Annotated in this window: 15 protein-coding genes and 1 pseudogene; 5 read left to right on the top strand and 11 right to left on the bottom strand. The window is 69.2% G+C overall.

Features of this window, described 5'->3' with window-relative positions; translation table 11 throughout:
- Positions 1-42: 42 nt before the first annotated feature.
- The 4 genes from ABUW04_RS01815 to ABUW04_RS01800 form a co-directional block, all read right to left on the bottom strand.
- Positions 43-1,263, bottom strand: a complete 1,221-nt coding sequence (locus tag ABUW04_RS01815) for a glycoside hydrolase family 75 protein (protein ID WP_380561984.1) — start codon at positions 1,261-1,263, stop codon at positions 43-45.
- A 468-nt stretch (positions 1,264-1,731) separates the two neighbouring features.
- Entirely contained in the window at positions 1,732-2,310 is a 579-nt protein-coding gene (locus tag ABUW04_RS01810) for a DUF1062 domain-containing protein (protein ID WP_232242694.1), read from the bottom strand.
- Between the two features lie 397 nt (positions 2,311-2,707).
- Positions 2,708-3,910 (bottom strand): FAD-dependent monooxygenase, encoded by a 1,203-nt coding sequence (locus tag ABUW04_RS01805; RefSeq protein ID WP_380561982.1) that lies wholly within the window; start codon positions 3,908-3,910, stop codon positions 2,708-2,710.
- A gap of 152 nt (positions 3,911-4,062) precedes the next feature.
- The gene (locus ABUW04_RS01800; RefSeq protein WP_030262773.1) at positions 4,063-5,559 is read right to left on the bottom strand and encodes a bifunctional phosphatase PAP2/diacylglycerol kinase family protein; all 1,497 of its coding nucleotides are present in this window, start codon (positions 5,557-5,559) and stop codon (positions 4,063-4,065) included.
- Positions 5,560-5,681: 122 nt separating this feature from the next.
- Between ABUW04_RS01800 and ABUW04_RS01795 the strand changes: the two genes are divergently transcribed.
- Both ABUW04_RS01795 and ABUW04_RS01790 read left to right on the top strand, forming a co-directional pair.
- Positions 5,682-6,533: a DUF1206 domain-containing protein gene (locus ABUW04_RS01795; RefSeq protein ID WP_380522304.1), complete on the top strand. Its 852-nt coding sequence runs from the start codon at positions 5,682-5,684 to the stop codon at positions 6,531-6,533.
- 133 nt (positions 6,534-6,666) lie between these two features.
- Positions 6,667-7,581 carry a DUF1206 domain-containing protein gene (locus ABUW04_RS01790; protein ID WP_198037620.1) on the top strand — a complete coding sequence of 305 codons (915 nt, stop codon included), beginning with the start codon at positions 6,667-6,669 and terminating at the stop codon, positions 7,579-7,581.
- Between the two features lie 161 nt (positions 7,582-7,742).
- Here ABUW04_RS01790 and ABUW04_RS01785 read toward each other — a convergent pair whose 3' ends face one another.
- Entirely contained in the window at positions 7,743-7,928 is a 186-nt protein-coding gene (locus ABUW04_RS01785) for a hypothetical protein (RefSeq protein ID WP_030262762.1), read from the bottom strand.
- A gap of 77 nt (positions 7,929-8,005) precedes the next feature.
- Positions 8,006-9,166 carry an RNA-guided endonuclease InsQ/TnpB family protein gene (locus tag ABUW04_RS01780; RefSeq protein ID WP_030262759.1) on the bottom strand — a complete coding sequence of 387 codons (1,161 nt, stop codon included), beginning with the start codon at positions 9,164-9,166 and terminating at the stop codon, positions 8,006-8,008.
- Between the two features lie 19 nt (positions 9,167-9,185).
- On the opposite strand from ABUW04_RS01780, the pseudogene tnpA reads away from it, so the two are divergent.
- Positions 9,186-9,613 (top strand): annotated as a pseudogene (gene tnpA / locus ABUW04_RS01775) (IS200/IS605 family transposase).
- 219 nt (positions 9,614-9,832) lie between these two features.
- Here the strand turns inward: tnpA and ABUW04_RS01770 are convergent.
- The gene (locus ABUW04_RS01770) at positions 9,833-10,522 is read right to left on the bottom strand and encodes a hypothetical protein (RefSeq protein WP_380561980.1); all 690 of its coding nucleotides are present in this window, start codon (positions 10,520-10,522) and stop codon (positions 9,833-9,835) included.
- Positions 10,523-10,746: 224 nt separating this feature from the next.
- Here ABUW04_RS01770 and rpmB point away from each other — a divergent pair, with 224 nt between their 5' ends.
- A complete protein-coding gene (gene rpmB, locus ABUW04_RS01765; RefSeq protein WP_380561978.1) occupies positions 10,747-11,184 on the top strand; it encodes a 50S ribosomal protein L28 in 438 nt (145 codons plus the stop codon).
- A gap of 117 nt (positions 11,185-11,301) precedes the next feature.
- Here the strand turns inward: rpmB and ABUW04_RS01760 are convergent, their stop codons facing one another.
- From ABUW04_RS01760 to ABUW04_RS01750, 3 genes are all read right to left on the bottom strand, one after another.
- On the bottom strand, positions 11,302-11,907 hold the full coding sequence (locus ABUW04_RS01760) for a malonic semialdehyde reductase (RefSeq protein ID WP_380561976.1): 606 nt from the start codon (positions 11,905-11,907) through the stop codon (positions 11,302-11,304).
- A gap of 61 nt (positions 11,908-11,968) precedes the next feature.
- Positions 11,969-12,982 (bottom strand): hypothetical protein, encoded by a 1,014-nt coding sequence (locus ABUW04_RS01755; protein ID WP_380561974.1) that lies wholly within the window; start codon positions 12,980-12,982, stop codon positions 11,969-11,971.
- Between the two features lie 74 nt (positions 12,983-13,056).
- On the bottom strand, positions 13,057-13,422 hold the full coding sequence (locus ABUW04_RS01750; protein ID WP_380561972.1) for a VOC family protein: 366 nt from the start codon (positions 13,420-13,422) through the stop codon (positions 13,057-13,059).
- 167 nt (positions 13,423-13,589) lie between these two features.
- On the opposite strand from ABUW04_RS01750, the gene ABUW04_RS01745 reads away from it, so the two are divergent.
- Positions 13,590-14,075, top strand: coding sequence for a MarR family winged helix-turn-helix transcriptional regulator (locus tag ABUW04_RS01745; RefSeq protein WP_380561970.1), 486 nt, complete (start codon positions 13,590-13,592; stop codon positions 14,073-14,075).
- A gap of 82 nt (positions 14,076-14,157) precedes the next feature.
- Here the strand turns inward: ABUW04_RS01745 and ABUW04_RS01740 are convergent, their stop codons facing one another.
- Complete coding sequence (locus tag ABUW04_RS01740) at positions 14,158-14,715, bottom strand: TetR/AcrR family transcriptional regulator (RefSeq protein WP_380561968.1); 558 nt, start codon at positions 14,713-14,715, stop codon at positions 14,158-14,160.
- Between the last annotated feature and the right edge of the window lie 129 nt (positions 14,716-14,844).

The raw sequence follows: 14,844 nt of genomic DNA, 5'->3' as shown, positions 1-14,844 counted from the left end.
TGGGCCGTGCCGCCGCCGGTCGTGACGGGTGGTGGCCGGCTCTCAGACGACGATGCGGTCGAGGTTGGGGGCGCCGGCGGTGGGGTTGGAGAACTCGATGGTGTTGCTGCCGGCCTTGAGCTGGACGGTGACGTTCTTGGTGACGACGGTGTTGTAGTCGGGCGTCTCGGGGAAGCTGACGGTCTGGTTCACGCCGTTGACGGTGACCACCGCCGACCGGGCCTGACCGACGCTCATGAAGGAGACGGTCATGGTGTAGCTGCCCGCGGTGGGCTCGGTGACCCCGGTGAAGGTGGCGGTGCCGCCGTTGCCCAGGTAGCTGAGCTTCTTGCCGCCCGAGCAGTGCGCGCAGTTGGTGACCGTCGTGCCGCCGGCCAGGGCCGCCGCCTCGGCCTCGTACGACTTGTTCCCACCGGTCGGCGGAGTCGTCGGCGGAGGGCTCGACGGCGGCGGGCTGCTGGGCGGCGTGCCTCCCGCCATGCTTGAGCCGAGGGTGTCCAGAGCCTTCTGGACCAGGGCCTGCGCGTTGTCGTTCAGGGTGGCGTTGGTGCCGTTGACGACCCAGGACGAGCCGGAGAACATCACCACGGTCACGCCGCTGTCGACGCCACCGGTGGTGCCGCTGCTGGGGATGCCCAGCAGCTGGGCGGCCTTGACGGATGCTTCGCCCAGTTCGCGGGAGTCGTTGTCCGAGGTGGTCTGGTTGTTCGCGGTCTGGGTGTCTCCGAAGATCGAGCCGATGACCTTGCCGTTGTAGAACATCAGCGCGAACTGACGGCCCGACATGCCGCGTTCCTTGTAGAAGAAGTGCGGGCAGGGGGAGGTACGGTCCCAGCAGTCGTCGCCCAGCACGTAGAAGGGGACGTGGTGGGCGCCCAGGGCCTGCCCGTTGCTGTCCTGCCAGGTGGTGTCGCCCTGGTGGTCGGGGTCCGGGTCGGAGTCGCTGCCGTCGGTGTCGATGGCCATGCTGGAGGTGTAGGCGTAGACGCCCGAGGCGACTTGGTACACGTTCACGTTCTGAGCCCGGGTCATCGTGTTGATGTGGGGCTTGGTGTTGACCTGCGTCGCGCTTGTCGAGTTCTTCTGGATGCCGGCCAGCACCTCGGCGGGGGTGTACGAGGTGGCGGCCGCCGGCGCCGCGGCCGAGGCAGCCCTGACGGTGGCGGGGGTCGTGGCGGCGTCGGCGTTCGCGAGGGCGAGCGGGGTGGCGAGCGCCAGAGCCGCGGCGATGCCTATGGCAAGGCGCGTACGGGTCGGTGACATAGCGGTGGAGACCTCCATCGGTGGGGTTGATTATTAGGAAACTTTCCTAACGAGATTTAGGGTCGTTTCGTTTACGCGTCCCTGTCAAGACATTTGAACTGGGAAGTTCTCTTGGTCGCGTCCGCACCATTTGTCGCACGGCGGCAGATCGGGGAGGGGGTGATCCATCGTCAGGAAGGGCTCGGGGAGGGTTAGTTAAGAAGCCTTCCTAGGTGATGGTTGAGAAGCCTGACCCCGGCTCTCCGGTGATGTCAAGACCTGGACCTGACAGCCCCGGCGTTCGGTTCGAGGCGACTGCTGAGACGGCGCAACCGCTTGACAGCACCCCGGTGCAAGGCCAGGATTCATGAAACATTTAGGAAAGCTTCCTAACGAGGTTCGCTCCTTGGATGAGACCCCTGACCCGGTGAGCCCGTCCGGCCCCGACCGGACAAGTGGGTCGGGGCGGGACGGCGACTGGTCACGGCATCACGGCTGGTGGAACAGGAAGCTGAAGTCCTGTGTGCAGCGACCGGTCAGCCTCTGGTCGGAGGTGATCCGTCCGGCGGCGATGTGCTTGGCGACCTCGGCGCGTGACAGCGCCAGGCCCGTCGCGATGAGCGCTGTCGTCCTGAGCGGGATGCACTGGGCGAAGCGGACGCCGACGTCGAGGATGTCGGCCTTCGGCAGCTCGTCGGGCTGCATCGTGATGGTCCAGGCGTCGGTCCAGTCGAGTGTGACGTCGTTGCGGTGCGCCAGCTGGGGATCGGCGAGCAGTTTCGCTGCGAGTTCGGGGGAGTCGTCGCGGAAGCCGCTGAGCATCGCGGGCTCGATGGCGCGGACGTGGACGCGTTCCAGCACCGTCAGTTTGACGGTCTGGTCGCACCGGACGCATCGCGCCAGCAGCCAGATGTCGAGGAGCTTGTGGTGTGCGTTGACGCGGAACCGTCCTTGGGTTCGGTAGGCCGTCGAGGGGCAGGTCCGGCATCGGCGCCGGATGGTCGGAAAGGTCGTCGGACGTACGAGCCACTGGCTGGTGGCGCGCAGGGGAGAGGTGATGTCGTGCACCTGGGAAGGCCGATCTGCTTCGAGATCCTCGTTGCGAGATGGGCGCGGCACGGACAGACGGCCGTGGCGCCGGATCGATCAGCGGGTGCCACGTGATGGGCAGCCGGACGATGACCTGCCGAGGGCACGCTGAAGCAGACCGTCAGCGCAACAGCGCTGCACGGCCCGGGGCCCGTCAGGGCGCGGCGTGCCTTCTCGGCGCGGTGAGCGTCTCAGCTGTTGTACAAAGGGGCCGTCCTCGACGGAGCGTGCGGAAGCGCCGGTCGGCGGTCCTGAAGTGACGGCGTGACGGTAACGTCGGCCGCCCGGGCCGCGCCACCGAATTTTTCCCTGCATCCGCGGACCGTCAGGCCGACTGCCCCAGCGTCAGCTCTGAGCCACCCACGGCCGCCATTGCTCAGCCGACGGGGTAGTCGTCGACGTCCATCGAGTTGTAGAGGCGGGCGGTCTTGGTGGTGAGGCGGAGGAGAGCGCGGCTGGGCCCGGCGGGCAGGGCGGAGATCAGGCGGGCGCCCTGGGCCAGCCCACGCACGCCGAGGGGTGAGGTGGGGATGAGGGTCTTCGCCGCGCTGAGCGCGGCCGCGCGGCTGCCCGGCACGTGCTGCGCCATGGCGCGCTGGTAGGCGGGGAAGGCGCGCTCGTGGTCACCGCCGGCCCGCGCCAACTCCCCGGCGAGGACGTACGCGCCGACGACGGCCAGGGTCGTGCTGCCGCCGACGGCCGGACCGGGGCAGTAGCCCGCGTCGCCGACGAGCGTCACCCGCCCCCGCGACCAGGTGTCCATGCGGAGCTGGGTGATCGAGTCGAAGTAGAACGCCGGGGTGCGGTCGAGCTCGTCCAGCCAGCGGTCCACATCGGGGTGCATGCCGGCGAACGCACCGCGCAGCAGCTCCTTCTGCCGGGGCACGTCGTGGTGGTGGCAGTCGAGCTCGTGCTCGCTCCGGAACAGGAACAACGCCCGCGCGTCGCCGAGGTGCCGCGCGCCGTACATGCCGGCCGTGCGGCCGACGCCGACGTGGATGAGGAGCTCGCGGTCGAGCCCCGATACGTTCGGCAGGGTCAGCACCCCGAGGTAGGCACCGATGAAGGCGCTGAAGCGGGACTCGTCGCCGAAGACGAGTCGGCGCACGTTGGAGTGCAGCCCGTCAGCGCCGACGACGAGGTCGAAGCGGCGCGGCGCGGCGTTCTCGAACCGCACCTCGCCTTCGGGTGAGATCGCGGTGATCGAGTCGTCGAAGATGTACTCGACGTCGTCGCGCGTGGCGTCGTAGTAGATCTCGCTCAGGTCGTCACGCATGATCTCGACGTGCCGGTCGGAGGTGGCACTGAAGATCTTGGAGAGGTCCACCCGGACGGGACGCCGCGCCCTCTCCTGGTGGACAGTCATCCGGTTGGTGCCGGTGGCCCGCTCCTCGACGCTCGGGAGCACACCCATCCTCTCCGAGATGTCCATCGCGGGCCGGAACAGATCGACCGCGTGGCCACCGGTCCTGCGCAGCGTCGGTGCGCGCTCGACGACGGTGGCGCAGAAGCCGTGCCGGGTGAGCCAGTACGCCAGCACCGGACCGGCGATGCTGGCGCCGGAGACGAGAACCCGCATGGCACTCCTTCGAGCAGGGGACAGTGCCCAACTGTCGCCGCCGGTACCCGCCGGTGGATTGGACGAATGTTCCCCGCACTGGGCCGTGTGTTCCCCACACCAGGCCGTGCAGTCGGGCGGGAGCGTCCGGCCCGGTCACGAGTTGCGGGGCGTCAGTCCTGGTGCGGTAGGTACACGGTGAGGGCGTGGGGTGCCTTGTCGAGGACGAGGGTGTCGGCGGCGGGGCTTATCTCGCCGTCGCGGGCGTAGTGCTCGGTCTCCTCGATGCCGTCGATGCGCAGCTGGGAGAGGTGAGCGGCCTGGTAGACGCGGGAGCGGGCCAGGGTGCCGGTGAGGAAGGCGGCGACCAGGCGGCTGCGGGCGAAGGGGTGGCTGCCGTCGACGGCGCGCACGTCGAGGGTGCCGTCGTTCAGGCTGCGACGGAAGCTGGGGGCGAAGCCGGGCGGGTCGTAGCGTCCGTTGCCGGCGAACAGCAGCCACAGGCGGCGCTCCGTGCCGTCGATGACGGCGCGGGTGGGCTGACCCTGGGCCAGCACCCGGACCAGTCCCACCCCGAGGGCTGGCCACTTGCCGAGGTACTTCTGCAGGGACTCGCGGGCGTGCACGAGCTCGGGGTAGACCCCGATGCTGAATGTGTTCAGGAAATAGGCCGTCGGCGGCTCGTCCTCCGCCTCGATGCGGGTGGTGCCTTTGGACGTCACCCGTCCCAGGTCCACTGATCCGCCGTGTCCTTCCTGGAGGGCGGCGACGGTGTCCTGCAGGGTGAAGATGCCCAGTTCGGCGGCGAAGTGGTTGAGGGTGCCGGCGGGGAAGACCGCCAGCGGCAGCCGGTGCTCGGCGGCCAGGAGGGCTGCGGCATTGACCGAGCCGTCCCCTCCGGCGATCCCCAGGGCGCTGTCCCCGTCGGCGGCCTCGACATCGGCGACGGCTTGGTCGAGCAGGGCGATCAGATCCTGGTCGCCCTCGCGCACGCGCAGGTCCGCGTCCGGCATCTGTGCACGCAGTTCCGCCTCCACACTGCCCGCACTGCCCGAGGAGCTGTTGACCACCAGCACCAGGCCGCGACCGTCCGGCAGGGCCGGCAGCTCGACCCGGGCCCGGGCCGCCTGCGCGGGGGCGTCGTCGCGCAGCGGCCACCACCGCAGCGTGAGCGCCGCCATGCCGACGCCCAACGTCACTCCGGCCAGCACGTCGCCGGGGTAGTGCGCCCCGGTGTAGACGCGCGAGCCCGCCACCGCTGCGGCCAGTGGAACGACGGCTGCGCCCAGCCAGGGTGATTCCAGAGTCACGGCGGTCGCGAACGCGGCCGCGGAGGCCGCGTGTCCGGACGGGAACGACGTGGTGATCGGGGGGCGCAGCAGGCGGCGGGCCATCGGCACGCCGGTGGTGACGGGGCGTCGGCGGCCGGCGAGTTTCTTGGCGACCACGTTCGCCGCGGTGGACGCCAGAGCGAGGGAGCCGACGCCCCGCATAGCGGCGCGACGGGCAGTGCGGTTGCGCGAGAGCCCGAGCGCGGCCGCTCCGGTCAGCCACAGCACTCCGTGGTTGGCGCTGCGCCCCAGCCTCGGCAGGACCGGGTCCAGGCCGCGTGGATGCGCGGCGGCCACGCGATCGAACAGGTGCACGTCGAGGTTCTGCAGTCGTCCCATGGACGCCGGTTACCCCGAACGGGTGCGAACACACGGTCGGTGACGCAGTGCGTGCATGTCCGTCGTCCGGGCAGACGCGTGTGCAGCGGTGCGAGCATGCCCGCACTATCAGGAGGTTCATCGTGGCGTCATCGCATGCGCACAACAGGAGCACCGGTCCAGGACACCGTTCTGATGCTCCGTCGATTCCTCGGCCCAGCGAGAAGGGCGCCCTGCGGACCGCGGGCCGGGCCGGCTTCGTGGCACGCGGGGTGGTCTATGTCCTGATCGGTGTACTCGCCTTGGAGATCGCGCTCGGCAAGGGCGGCGGTGAAGCCGACCGCCAGGGCGCGTTGCACCAGGTGGCCGCGCAGCCCTTCGGCCTGGCGATGCTCTGGATCCTGGTGGTCGGCTTCGCCTGCATGGCGCTGTGGCGTGCGTCACTGGCGGCGTACGGTGAGGCGGGTCGGAAGAAGACCGGCAGCCGCATCCTCAGCGCCGGGCGCGCCGTGTTCTACGCCTCGGTGTGCTGGGGAACAGCCGCCTACGCCGCGGGGAGCGGGGGCCAGACGGGCAGCAACGCCAAGTCGCAGGACTGGACCGCGTCCGCGCTCAAACTCCCTGGCGGCCAGGTGCTGGTGGCGATCGTCGGCGTGGTGCTGTTCGGTGTCGGCGTGGGCATCGCGGTCAGCGCGATCCGACGCACCTTCCTCAAGAAGCTGAACACAGCCGCCATGAGCGTGCGCGTCCGCAAGGTCGTCACCGCGCTGGGCATCGGCGGCAGCACCGCGCGCGGCACCGTCTTCGCCGGCGCCGGCGTGTTCATCGTGGTCGCAGCCGTCCGCTTCGATCCGAAACAGGCCAAGGGCATGGACGCCACCCTGCGCAGCTTCGCCCACACCCCGGCCGGTCCCTGGCTCCTCGTCCTGGTCGCGCTGGGACTCGTACTCTTCGGCGCCTTCTCCTTCGCTTCCGCCCGCTGGCGCAAGCTCTGACCCATGCCTCCTCCAAGCCCCGTCGGGTCCGCAGGAGACAGCCCGACGCTGCTTGGCGACGAAGCGTCAAGAGTTGTCCCTGGGGCGGTTTTCAGCCAGCGGGACGGGGCAGCCGGAGTGACAGGAGGCACACATGGACTGGACACTTTCCGGCAGACGACATTCCCCCAGCCGCCGTACCAGCAGTTCGCGCTACGGCCGCAGCCGCACCTACCGTGAGCGCCGATCCGGCACCCGTCGCCGTGGGGGCGCACGGAGGGTGGCCGGGGCGGGGGCGATCGACGGCCTGGCCCGAGCCGGCTTCGTGGCCCGGGGCGTGGTCTACATCGTGATCGGCATCCTGGCAGTTCTGGTCGCACTCGGCTTCGGGCGCCACGACCTGGACCGCGCCGGCGCCCTGACTGCGATCGCCGACGAGCCCTTCGGTGAACTGCTGCTGTGGCTCCTGGTCATCGGCTTCGTCGGCCTGACACTGTGGCGCGCGGTGCGGGCCGTCGACTCCGCCGAGAGCGGCGGCCACCGACTCCTGGACGCGGTCCGCGCCGTGGTCTACGCGATCGCGGCCTGGAGCACCTACCAGTTCCTCGCCCACGGTCGCACCCCCACCACCTCCGACGACAGCGCCCACGACGTCAGCGCCCGCCTGCTGCACACCGACGGCGGACGCGTCCTGATGATCGTCCTGTCCCTGGCCGTCATCGCCGTCGGCATCGCCATCGTGGTCCGGGCCATCGGCAAGCGCTTCGCCGAACGGCTGCGCACCGGCTGGATGACCTACCGCACCCGCGACCTCGTGCTGCGCCTCGGGCAGGCCGGGCACATCGCCCGTGGCGTGATCGTGGGCGCGTTCGGCGTCTTCGCCCTGCAGGCCGCACTGTCCGACACCCCGGGCAGGTCCAAGGGCCTGGACGCCACGCTGCGCTCCTTCGCCCAGACCTCCTTCGGCCCGCTGGTGCTGGTCCTGGTGGCGTTGGGCCTCATCGCGTTCGGCCTGTACTCCTTCGCCGAGGCCCGTTGGCGCCGCACCCTGGGCGGCGTCCCCCGCTGACCTGCTGCTCGCGTTGGATTACGGTCCGGCAGCAGCGCACCCACGGCGGCTTCCGAAGAGGTGCGCGTCGACTCACTGCGCACCTGCGACGTACACGGCATTGCGAAGGCCCCCTGCACCGAACTGGTGCAGGGGGCCCGGGCTCGTCCCGGCGGAGAGCGTCAGGATTGCAGCCACGAGTCGGTGTTGGCCGTGGCGTTGAGGCTGCCCGCGTACTGCGGGGCGTAGTTGTACCAGTGCAGGTTGACGTCCATGACTTCCACGAAGTGGTCGGTGTTGTTCACGATGGAGGCGGCGTTCTTGAAGATGTTCTGGCCCGAGCCGGAGCCGTTCCCCCAGTGGGTCAACTTGACCCGGCCGGTGAAGGGTCGGGCTTGGAGGTAGGGCGCGGCTGGCTGTCGCGTGGCCTCCTCCGTCTGAGCACCTATACAGGTGCTGGGACGCGTGACTCACGCCCCGCTGTCCACACGGTCTCGCCCTTGCGGGCGATGTTGTGGGACGCGTTGGTGTCCGCGTGCACCATGGTCCCGCAGGACCTGCAGACGAACGTTGCCTGGTCGACGCGGTTCTTCGGGTCGACGTGGTGGCACTGGGAGCATTCCTGGCTGGTGTACGCCGGATCGACGTGAACCAGCGGGACGCCGGCGCGTTTGGCCTTGTAGGCGAGGTACTGGCCGAGTTGGTGGAAGCCCCACGAGTGGAGTTGGGTCCGCTGTCCCTTTCGGAGCCGTACCCGGTCGCGGACGCCCGTCAGATCTTCGAGGGCGATGCCGTGGCCGGTGCGTTCAGCGGTGGCGACGATGGTCTTGGCGATGACGTGGTTGACGTTGGCAGCGTGCCGCTGTTCTTTGCGGGACCGCTTCTTGAGCAGGCGCTTGGTGGACTTGGTTCCCTTGGCCTGGAGCTTCTTGCGCAGGTCGATTTGCCGTTTGCGGTGCCGGTTCAGGCCTCGTCCGGCGGCCCGGTAGCCGGTGCTGGTGGTGGCGATGTTCACGATGCCCAGGTCCACCCCGACGAACCCGACAGGGTTCTCATTGACGGGGGTCTCGGGCACCTCGCAGGTGGCGATCAGGTAGAAGGCACCGTCTCGCTCCACCAGGTCCGACTCGCCCTTGCGATGCTCGCGCAGCCGTTTGAGTGCACCCTGGGAACCGGTGAAGCGCACGTTGCGCAGTCGTCCGGCGGTGCTCCAGATCGATACCGTCCCCGCGTCGTACTGCCAGGACAGACACCGGTCGTCGTAGGGTTGCGCTGCCTGGGGACGGAACGTGATCGGCTTGGACTGCGCCGTGACCCGGCGTTTGGACCCCGGTCTGCCGAGGTTCCCTGCGCGGATGTTCGCCTGCAAGGCGGTGTAGGCGTCGCGGACCTTCTTGATGGTGTGCTGTGCGGCCTGTGCTCCCAGCCCGCGCGCCTTCAGCTCGGCGTAGGTGTGCTTGCGCAGCTCGTACTCACGCGGGACCCCGCGCTCGAACGCCACGCCGGAGACCCAGCAGGCCGCCTCGTTGACCGCGCGCAGGGTGGCGTGCAGTGCGGCGGCCTGGTCGGCCTGCGGCAGCAGTTTCACCCGCACCACGAGCTTCACAACGCGACCGTAGCAATCGATGTCACCACGGTGGGAGTCAAATCCCGATATCCGCAGGGGTCGAACGGTTGTTCATACCCTGCATGCCCATGTGGTCTTCACCCCCACGTACCGGCGCGGACCGTTCACCGACGAGATCCCGCCGCGCCGCGAAGCGGTCATGCGTGCCGTCTGCGCCGACTTCCAGACCGAACTGGTCGCATTCAACGGCGAGAAGGACTATGTGCACCTGCTCGGGCACTACCCGCCCAAGGCCGTCCTGTCCCGGCTGGTCGGCTCGCTCAAGGGCGTTTCCGCCCGCCGCCTGCGCCAGGAGTTTCCCGCCCACATCCGCACGTACCTGTGGGGCGAGCACTTCTGGCCCCCAGCTACCTCGCGGCATCCTGCGGCGGATCACCCCTGGCCGTCATCAAGGAGTACATCGAGAACCAGAAGCGACCAGACTGACCGCTACTACCAAGGCGCAGACAACTCCGGCGCCTCGCGCCTCCGAATCAAGGATGCGATTCCTCCCGAGCCTGAAACCCAATACTGTTGGCATAGGTGACTTTGTGCAGTTCAACGGATACTGGAGGTGATCTGTGTAGGTCGAGTCTGGCGGACCGTGTGGTGCCGAGGCGTGCCCCTGTGCCCGGATGGCGGCGTGGACGGCCAGGTGCGCGTAGATTAAGGCGCGTACCGCTGGTCATGGCCGGTCCACGGGTCGAACCGCGGCGACGGGTGCGCGAGGCGTTGCCCGGAGCGGTTCTCGCGACGCGCATGGCGGTGTTCGCGCTGGTCGTCGGGGTAGCTGCGGACGTCGTCGAGCCGCTGGTCGTGCGTGGTGCTCGGTGCGTCCGGGCGTCCGCGTTCGAATGCGGTGGCCATGAACGTCCTGCCGTCCTTCTCGGGGGCGAACGGGATGCCGGACGACATGGCGCGCGGGACGATGACGGCGGCCTGCGCCAGCCGGTTGAGGCCCAGGGTGAACAGCAGGGTCGCGCTCGATGCGGCGACGTGGGCGTGCATGGCGGCGGCAGGCAGGTAGATGACGCCGCGCCAGGCCACCAGGGCGACCCACAACCACAGTCCGCGTACCGGCATCTTCGCCCACAGCGTGCCGTTGCGGGATTCCAGATGCATGATCGCGCCGAAGCCCAGGCCGATCACGATCGAGCCGGCGGCGCCGATGGTCAACCAGACGAGGTCGGCCGTCTGCAGGTGCCGGTCACCGCTGGTCAGGTTGGTGAACCCGACGACCGTCAGGATCGCCGGCAGCAGCACCACGCGTTTGCCGCGCAGAGACTGCCCGGCCAGCTGCTGGTAGATCACCAGTCCGATGACGCCGATGACGGCGAGGATTTCCACTGCGGACACGAGGGGCTCCCTGGTCTATGCGCTTGCGCTGACCGCGCACCGGCCTTGAAACCGGCAGGTCCGACGCTATGGATCAGCGCGGTACCAGTGCGTCGCCTCCAGGGCTGAGCCCTGGCATCAGACGTCGCCCGCGCCTGGTACCAGGCCGGACCCTGCCCTCATGCCAGGAATCAGCCCCAGCTCCGGGTCGGCGCAGCTGATAAACCACTTGAGCGCGCTGGGGCATGCCGTTACGGTCTGCCGCATGTTCTAGAGACGGCACAGGTAGAGACACCTCACCAGGCAGGCGACAGCGGTCGATTCCCCGACGCTGCGTGCTGAGTCCTGCCCATGTTTCCCATGCCGTCGACCACCGCCTCCGCAGCGGCACTTCTCCCTTCCCGATCGACATCGCGATGGGCGGTCGGCATGCCATCGCGAACTCTTCGAGGAGAATGCTGATGTCACAACGCTGCGACGTGTGCGGCAAGGAGCCGAGCTTCGGCAGAAAGGTCGCCAGGCTGGGGCGCAAGGCCCAGAGGCGGCGGGTGCTCGGGCGCTCGGCGCGGATGTTCCGCCCCAACATCCAGCCCGTGAAGGCGACTGTCGACGGCCGGCCGGTGAGGCTCAAGGTCTGCACAGCGTGCCTGAAGGCCGGGAAGGTCCAGCGCCGCGCTTCGTAGCACTCCGCCGGCAACGCGGACGGGGCCCGCGCCGGCGGGCCCCGTCCGGTGACGCTGCGGTTCTGATCATCGGTCGTCGTCGTCGTCGTCGTTGCTGCTGCTGCGCAGCGGCGGAGCTTAGACCGTGGTGACGACCAGGTTCTGTTCCAGGCGCGGGCCGCGGGGGAATGCGGGGTCCTCGTCCGGCTTGCCGATGGTGATCACGACGAGGGTCCTGTAGCCGGTCTCGGCGAAGAACTCCTTGTCGATGGCCTCGGCGTGCAGGCCGGTCATGGGCCCGGCGGCCAGGCCGACGGCCCGCACACCGAGGATGAAGTAGCCGATCTGCAGGCCGGCGCTGACGGAGGCTTCGACGAAGCGGTGGTCCTTGCCCTGGAACAGGCTCTGTGCGGCGGGGAAGTGCGGCAACTGGGTGGGCAGGTGCTCGTGGAACTCGGGGTCGTAGGCGAGCACCGCGACCAGCGGAGCGGCGGCGGCCTTCGCCTTGTTGCCGTCCCACAGGTGTTCGACGAGACGCTCGCGGGCCTCGGGGGAGCGCACCAGCAGGATGCGCAGCGGCTGGGAGTTGAACGCGGTCGGTGCGTACTTGACCAGGTCGTAGATCGCGGCGACCTGGTCCTCGCTGACCGGCTCGTCGGAGAAGGTGTTCGCGGTGCGGGCCTCGCGGAACAGGAGGTTCTGCGCGGTCCGGTCCAGGGCGAAGTGCTGGTGCAGCTCAGTCATCGTGGTTCGGTTCCGTTTCGTGGTCGGATGGCAGGGGTCGTCTGCGGCGGGTGGAGTTCACTCACCGTGCGGGCAGCGGTGCCTCGGCGCTGAGGCCGATCAGGGACTGGTAGGTGGCGTGGGTCAGCAGGCTCGAGTCGTAGATGGTGGTCAGGCGGCTGACCTTGCCGGTCCCGTCGAGTTCGAGGCAGGTGTGGCCGCGTCGTATCGGGGCGGCGTGCGGGGCGGCCGTCCACTCGTAGTCGCCGCCCTGGCGGCTGCCGCCGGTGTGGACCAGCGCGGCACCCGGGCCGTAGGGGAGCTGTGCGAGCGCTCGCGTGTAGTAGCGCTGGGCCTGGAGCGTGCCACGGACGCGGGTGTGCGCGGCCAGGTCTTCGTGGACCACGTCGTCGGACATCAGGGCGACGGCCCCGGCTGCGTCGCCCGCCGCGAATGCGGTCTGGAGCGCCCGGGCGGCCCGGGCGACGGCGGGGTGGGCGTTCTGCTGGGAATCGCTGAAGTCGGTGGGGTAGGTGTCGGCGATGGTGTTCTGGATGAGCGAGCTGCGGCCGTCCCAGTAGTCGACCCAGCGGGTGACCTTGTGGTTGTCGTTGAAGGTGACGGTGGAGAGGGTGCGGATCTCCTGGCCGAAGAAGGCGGGGGTGTCCACGAACTCGATCGCTGCGCTTCGCTCGTCGCCGACGATGCGCAGCGGATAGGAGATCGCGTCGGCGGGCACGCTCGCGAGGAAGGGGGTGAAGAAGTTGTTCAGCGCCTGCCAGCCGGTCATGGTGACACCCAGGCAGGCGTCGATGTAGACGGTGTTCGTCCTGGAGAAGTAGGACAGGAACCCGGCGGCGTCGTGCCTGCTCTTGGCCGTGAGGATGCCGCGGAAGACTGCGGCGATCTCCGGAGTGCAGTGCGAGGTGTCCGTGACGCCGGACGGGTACGGGAGTTGCTGCGTCCCGTTGGCTGCCGGGGTGGCCGCGCGTGCCGTTGCGGCCGTGAACATTCCGGTGGCGCCGAGAGCCGCAGCCGTCCCGGCCATGGCTCCGGTGCGGAGCATCGTCCGCCTGGTGGTTCCCTGTCGAGCCACGTGATCCATCATTGAGTTCCTTTTCGCGTGGGGTGATTAGGAGAAGCGGATAGCACGGGTGCGAGCGCCGCCGATCACTCGGCGGGCACGGGGCCCACCAGGTCGAACTCGTTGCCCTCCGGGTCGGCGAAGGTGGTCCAGCGGACCGCCGGCTTCTCGGCGTCGGCGACCGGTGTGGCGCCGAGGTCGGTCAGCCGCTTGCTTTCGGCCTCGAAGTCGTCGGTCCACAGGTCGAGGTGGAGGCGGTTCTTGACCGACTTGGGCTCAGGGACCCTCCAGAAGGCGAGCTTCGGGCCGCCGGCCCGGTCGACGGCGTCGATCGCGGCGCTCTCGGTGGTCGCGCCCGGGTTGACCGGGCGGTGGAGAACCTTCGACCAGAAGGCGGCGAGGGCGGCTGCGTCGGCGGTGTCGATGCTGAGGCCGATGACGGAGGTGGTCATGATGTCTCCTCTTTCTGCGTGATGCCGACGTCCCGCACTGCTGGGCGGTCGCGGCCTGCCTTGGGCGTCCATCAGTTAATGCTTTAAGTGAAGCTAGCTCAGATTGACTTCACCATGCAAGTGATCCGACTGCCGATTCACTTCAACTCTTAAGCTATGCTGGTGTCATGGACGTCTCGCAGGAGCCCCGTTGGCTCGACGCCGAGGAGGGCGCTGCATGGCTCGCCCTGGCCGGCACACTGATCAGGCTGCCGTCCGCGCTCGACGAGCAGTTGCGCCGCGATGCTGGGATCAGCCACTTCGAGTACCAGGTGCTGGCCAAGCTGTCCCAGGTATCCGACCGCACCCTGCGGATGAGCGTGCTGGCGGTGCAGACCGAGGGTTCGCTGCCACGCCTGTCCCAGGTGGTCGCCCGGCTCGAGCAGCGCGGTTGGGTGCGCCGCACGCCTGATCCGACGGACGGCCGCTACACCCTGGCGATCCTGACCGACGAGGGCGGGGCCAAGGTGGCGGAAGCCGCGCCCGGCCATGTCGAGGAGGTCCGCCGCCTGGTCTTCGACCCGCTGACCAAGGCCCAGACCCGGCAGCTACGCGAGATCAGCCGACGCATCATGCACGCCATCGACCCGGACGAGCGCTCCCTGGACGACTGAGGCGGGGTCAGGCCACCGGCGTGTGCGACGAAAGGGCGTCAGCTGCGTTCCGGGCCTCCCCGGCCGAACGGCACTGATCGCTTCAGGTGTGGAGGCCGTCGAGCAGGGTCTGGATGATCGGTTCGAGGTAGTCGCGATCGCCGTGGATCCTGGCGATGGCGACGATCGCGTCGAAGATCTGTACCAGGGTGATGTCGCCGCGGATCTCGTGGGACTCCTGCGCCGCGGTGAGCAGGGGCTGGCCGGCGGCGAGTGCCCGGTGGCGGTGGCTGGGAGGGGCGGCGTCCTGGGGGGCGTGTTCGAGCAGCTCGGCCACGATCAGGCGCTTGTTGGGGATGAAGTCGAAGTGCAGGCGCAGCCAGGCGGTCAGGGCCTGGCCCGGTGTCTGGCCGTCCTCGATGCGGGCGGCCCGGCAGATCGCGTCGACCTCGTCGACGTAGAGGGCTTCCAGCAGTTCCCGGCGTCCGGGGAAGTTGCGGTAGAGCGTGGCCATGCCGACGCCCGCGCGGCGTGCGACCTCGGCCATCGACACCTCCGCGTCGGGGTCGGCGAAGGCGTCGCGGGCGGCGTTGAGGATCTTGTCGCGGTTGCGCTCGGCGGCGGCCCGCCTGGTGGGGAACGAAGTCCCGCCCGAAGCCATCCCGTTCCTCCGATCCCGCGCGCCGGTCCGCCGGTGCGCCAGTCCACCGTGCGCCGGTGACCACTTTAGCGGATCGCCTGTCCGGCATTAGGTGGACAGCCTGTCCGGCATTGCCTAGGCTCGTTCCGG

It is taken from the genome of Streptacidiphilus jeojiensis, from assembly GCF_042510965.1.
Lineage (GTDB): Bacteria > Actinomycetota > Actinomycetes > Streptomycetales > Streptomycetaceae > Streptacidiphilus > Streptacidiphilus jeojiensis.
The sequence above is the reverse complement of the archived record's forward strand: the minus strand, read 5'-3'. Positions and strand labels throughout refer to the sequence as shown.

Excerpts from the sequence above, each read along its gene's own strand:
- ABUW04_RS01745 (WP_380561970.1), top strand. The coding sequence starts at position 13,590 with ATGGACGTCTCGCAGGAGCCCCGTTGGCTCGACGCCGAGGAGGGCGCT.
- ABUW04_RS01760 (WP_380561976.1), bottom strand. The coding sequence starts at position 11,907 with ATGACTGAGCTGCACCAGCACTTCGCCCTGGACCGGACCGCGCAGAAC.
- ABUW04_RS01815 (WP_380561984.1), bottom strand. The coding sequence starts at position 1,263 with ATGTCACCGACCCGTACGCGCCTTGCCATAGGCATCGCCGCGGCTCTG.
- rpmB (WP_380561978.1), top strand. The coding sequence starts at position 10,747 with ATGCCGTTACGGTCTGCCGCATGTTCTAGAGACGGCACAGGTAGAGAC.
- ABUW04_RS01740 (WP_380561968.1), bottom strand. The coding sequence starts at position 14,715 with ATGGCTTCGGGCGGGACTTCGTTCCCCACCAGGCGGGCCGCCGCCGAG.
- ABUW04_RS01800 (WP_030262773.1), bottom strand. The coding sequence starts at position 5,559 with ATGGGACGACTGCAGAACCTCGACGTGCACCTGTTCGATCGCGTGGCC.
- ABUW04_RS01750 (WP_380561972.1), bottom strand. The coding sequence starts at position 13,422 with ATGACCACCTCCGTCATCGGCCTCAGCATCGACACCGCCGACGCAGCC.
- ABUW04_RS01790 (WP_198037620.1), top strand. The coding sequence starts at position 6,667 with ATGGACTGGACACTTTCCGGCAGACGACATTCCCCCAGCCGCCGTACC.
- ABUW04_RS01805 (WP_380561982.1), bottom strand. The coding sequence starts at position 3,910 with ATGCGGGTTCTCGTCTCCGGCGCCAGCATCGCCGGTCCGGTGCTGGCG.